This is a genomic window from Variovorax sp. 01T439_2 (assembly GCF_056398445.1).
On sequence record NZ_JBFTPJ010000587.1, the window covers coordinates 1 to 3,807 of the forward strand.

The window sequence follows — 3,807 nt, forward strand, 5'->3', positions numbered from 1 at the left end:
GTGAAGCGGCCCTGCTAGCCGCAGCCAGAGGCCGCGGGCAGGCGCTTTGTCATGGCCGCGCGCAGGGGTGGCGGGGCGCTTGTCTCCCGGCAAAAAGTGCGCACTGCTCATGTGCGCGGGCGGCGCGATTCCTACAGTGGTTCACATCGGCCAAACCACTGGGGAACACGCATGAAACTGCCCAACCCGCTGCCAAGAAGCTTCATGGACCTGCTGCGCCTGGACGCGGGCATGTCGTTGCAGAAGCTGACCTCCCTGATCGTCGCCACCGCCCTCCTGGCGGGGTGTGCGGCCGATGCGTCCAAACCCACGCTGCTGGCGCGCCAGGAAGCCACCCGGTCGGCCGCAAAGGTCGAACTCATCTACAACGAGGAAGACCAGCTGATCGTCACGGATGGCGGCGGCTCGGGGCTCACCGGATTTGCCGGGCTGCTCCTGGGGCCCATCGGCGCGCTGCTCGCCCTCAGCATCGACACCAACAGCCGGATGACCATGGCCGCCCGCACCGACCAGCGCAGCAAGGAGTTCACGGCGGCCGTCAGGAACAGCGGCGCGGCCATGACGCTCAACAGGCAGTTCGCGGAGCGCCTGGCGGCGCGCCTGCGCGAAAGCGGCCGCGAAGTGAAGCTGACGCCCTTCATGCGCGCCACCGGACCGGCCGGCGAGATGAAGGTGCCGGAGCTCCAGCCCACGCCCGGCTACAGCACCTTGATCCTGCGGATCACCACGGCGTACGGCGCGGCCGATGCAACCTCGAGCTTCAAGCCCTTCATTTCGGTGGAGCAGCTGCTCAGGGACGAGCGGCAGTCCGTCGTGCACCAGACGGCGCATACCGCCGACGTGACCGAGCCCACCTATTTCAGCTACGACGGCCTGCTCAAGGACACCGCGATGGCCCACGAGGGGCTGAAGCAGGGGCTGGACCGCATCGTGCAGCCCGCCTACGCCGGCATGTTCGGGGGCGACCAGCCGCGCGCGATTCCTGCGGAAGCCACCCGCACTGCCGGCCTCGACGCGAAGTAGTCCGAAATGAGGCGAAGTGGGCCGAAGTGAGGCGGCTCAGGCCCCGCTGAGCTCCACGCGCCAGCTGCTGGTCTTCTGCCAGGCCAGCACTTCCTCGCGCAGCAGGTGCGCGGACTGCGGATAGGCTTCGGCCCAGTCGGGCGCGCAGGCAATCGTGAAGGCCCTGGCGCCCAGCGCCGCAAGGTGCAGCGCCTGTGGATCGGGATCGCGGCGCGCATGGCACAGGATCACCGCCAGCCGCAGCGACAGCAGCTGCGTCACGAAGGTCTCGTCGTCGAGCGCGGCGTCGAGCTTGCGCAGCTTCCCGCGCTGGCCCAGCACCAGCTGGCCGAGCGCATGCAGTTCGTTGACGGCAAAGCCCGGGGCGTYGGTGTTGTCGAGGATGTAGGCGCCGTGCTTGTGATAGTCGCTGTGCGAGACCAGCGTGCCGATCTCGTGCAGCTGCGCGGCCCAGCCGAGCTTGCGCAGCGCCCGCCCGGCGCGGCTGCCGGGGCTGCCGCCGCGCGCTGCCGGGGTGAGCTGCACGAACAGGGCCGCCGCGGTGTCGCCCACCCGCCTGGCCTGCGCCGCATCGACCGCGAACCGGCTCGCCAGCCGCGCCACGGTGGCCGTGCGCATGTCGGCCACGCTCTCGTCGCGCTCCAGCAGTTCATAGAGCACGCCGTGGCGAAGCGCACCCTGGGCGACTCGCATCTCCTCGATGTCGAGCAGGTCGAACACCGCGCGCAGCACGCTCACGCCGCCGCCGATGACCGGCTTGCGGTCTTCGCGCATGCCGTCGATGCGCAGCTTGTCGGTGCTGCCGGCCTTCAGGAGGCGGTCGACCAGCCAGTCGAGGCCGTCGCGGGTGATGAGCCCTGGCTCGCCGCCCGCCGCGGCCAGCACGTCGCCCACGGCGCCGATGGTGCCGGAGGCGCCATAGGCCACGTCCCACTGGTCGCGGGTGTAGCTGGACAGCGCGTCGTCCAGCACCGCCTTGGCGGCCACCTCGGCGGCGCGGAATGCGCCCTGGGTGAAGAGGCCTTCCCCGAAGTGCTTCATCGACCAGGCGACGCTGCCCACGCGGTAGGACTCCATCAGCTCGGCGTCGAGCGCGCGGCCGATGATCATTTCGGTGGAGCGCCCGCCGATGTCCACCACCAGGCGGCGCTCGCGGTCGGAGGCGTCGGTGTGCGGCAGCATGTGCGCCACGCCCTGGTAGATCAGGCGGGCTTCCTCCCGGCCCGGGATCACGTCGATGCCGAAGCCCAGGATGGTGCGCGCGCGCAGCAGGAATTCCTCGCGGTTGCGTGCCTCGCGCAGTGTCTGGGTGGCGACGGCGCGCACCTGCGAGCGCTTGAAGCCGGCCAGCCGCTCGCCAAAACGGGCGAGCGCGTCCCAGCCCCGCTGCATGGCCTCGGCCGTGAGATTGCGGGCGCTGTCCAGGCCGTTGCCCTGGCGCACCGTTTCCTTCAGGTACTCGGTGCGGTGGATCTGGCCGTGGTCGACCTGTCCGATCTCGAGCCTGAAGCTGTTCGAGCCGAGATCGACGGCGGCGAGGCGGGTGCCGTTTTGCATGTAGTTGTCGTGGAAGAAGGCGGGTGGCTTCGATCGTAGCGCCGTGGCGGGCGCGCGGCCTTCCGGATCGCCGGTGGCGAGGCTCGCAAGGCTAGGCGCGGCGAATGACGGTTGTGTGACAGCGTCACACGAGCCGCAGGGGAAAGGGCGGCATTTTCCCTCGACAGCGGGGTGTCACACCGATGTCACACAAGCTTTCTAGAGTCCGTTCCAAGCCCGAAAGGGACTACTTCTTACTTCTAAAGGAAGCCTCCATGAAAACGACTTTCAAGTTTGCAGCCGCCGGCCTCGTGGCCGCGGTGTTTGCCCAAGTTCCTGCCTTTGCACAAGACGTGACCGGCGCCGGCGCCAGCTTCCCGGCACCGCTGTATGCCAAGTGGGCCTCCGATTTCAACAAGGCCACCGGCGTCAAGATCAACTACCAGTCGGTCGGCTCGGGTGCCGGCCTCAAGCAGATCGAAGCCAAGACGGTCGATTTCGGCGCGTCCGACGCGCCCCTGAAGGACGAAGAACTCCAGGCCAAGGGCCTGATGCAGTTCCCCACCGTCATCGGCGGCGTGATTCCCGTGGTGAACATCCCCGGCATCAAGCCCGGCGAGCTGAAGCTCAACGGCCAGGTGCTGGGCGACATCTACCTGGGCAAGATCACCAAGTGGAACGACCCCGCCATCAAGGCGCTGAACGGCTCGCTGGCCCTGCCTGACGCCGCCATTGCACCGGTTCGCCGCGCCGACGGCTCGGGCACCAGCTTCCTGTTCACCAACTACCTGAGCAAGGTCAACGCCGAGTGGAAGACCAAGGTCGGCGAAGGCACGGCCGTGAACTGGCCCACCGGCGCGGGCGGCAAGGGCAACGAAGGCGTCGCAGCCTTCGTGAACCGCCTGCCCAACTCGATCGGCTACGTCGAGTACGCCTACGTCAAGCAGAACAAGATGACCTACGCCCAGCTGCAGAACGCGGCCGGCAACTTCGTCTCGCCCGAGGACACGGCCTTCAAGGCCGCCGCCGCCGCCGCCGACTGGAACAAGAGCTTCTACCAGGTGCTGACCAACCAGGCCGACAAGGGCGCATGGCCCATCACCGGCGCGACCTTCATCCTGATGCACAAGGTGCAGGACAAGCCCGCCAATGCCACCACGGTGCTCAAGTTCTTCGACTGGGCCTACAAGGGCGGCGACAAGACGGCCGACGACCTCGACTACGTGCCGATGCCCGATGGCGTGAAGG

Annotated in this window: 3 protein-coding genes; 2 read left to right on the forward strand and 1 reads right to left on the reverse strand. The window is 68.2% G+C overall.

Annotation, left to right across the window (positions count from 1 at the left end; translation table 11 throughout):
* Nucleotides 1-171: 171 nt before the first annotated feature.
* Nucleotides 172-1,023 carry a hypothetical protein gene (locus tag AC1DOC_RS23835; protein WP_012747420.1) on the forward strand — a complete coding sequence of 284 codons (852 nt, stop codon included), beginning with the start codon at nt 172-174 and terminating at the stop codon, nt 1,021-1,023.
* Nucleotides 1,024-1,059: 36 nt separating this feature from the next.
* On the opposite strand, the gene AC1DOC_RS23840 is transcribed toward AC1DOC_RS23835, so the two are convergent.
* On the reverse strand, nt 1,060-2,580 hold the full coding sequence (locus AC1DOC_RS23840; RefSeq protein ID WP_478130621.1) for a Ppx/GppA phosphatase family protein: 1,521 nt from the start codon (nt 2,578-2,580) through the stop codon (nt 1,060-1,062).
* A 254-nt stretch (nt 2,581-2,834) separates the two neighbouring features.
* Here AC1DOC_RS23840 and pstS point away from each other — a divergent pair.
* A partial coding sequence (pstS, locus tag AC1DOC_RS23845; RefSeq protein WP_478130622.1) for a phosphate ABC transporter substrate-binding protein PstS occupies nt 2,835-3,807 on the forward strand: 973 nt, incomplete at its 3' end.

Coding starts and splice junctions, on each gene's coding strand:
- AC1DOC_RS23835 (WP_012747420.1), top strand. CDS start 172: ATGAAACTGCCCAACCCGCTGCCAAGAAGCTTCATGGACCTGCTGCGC.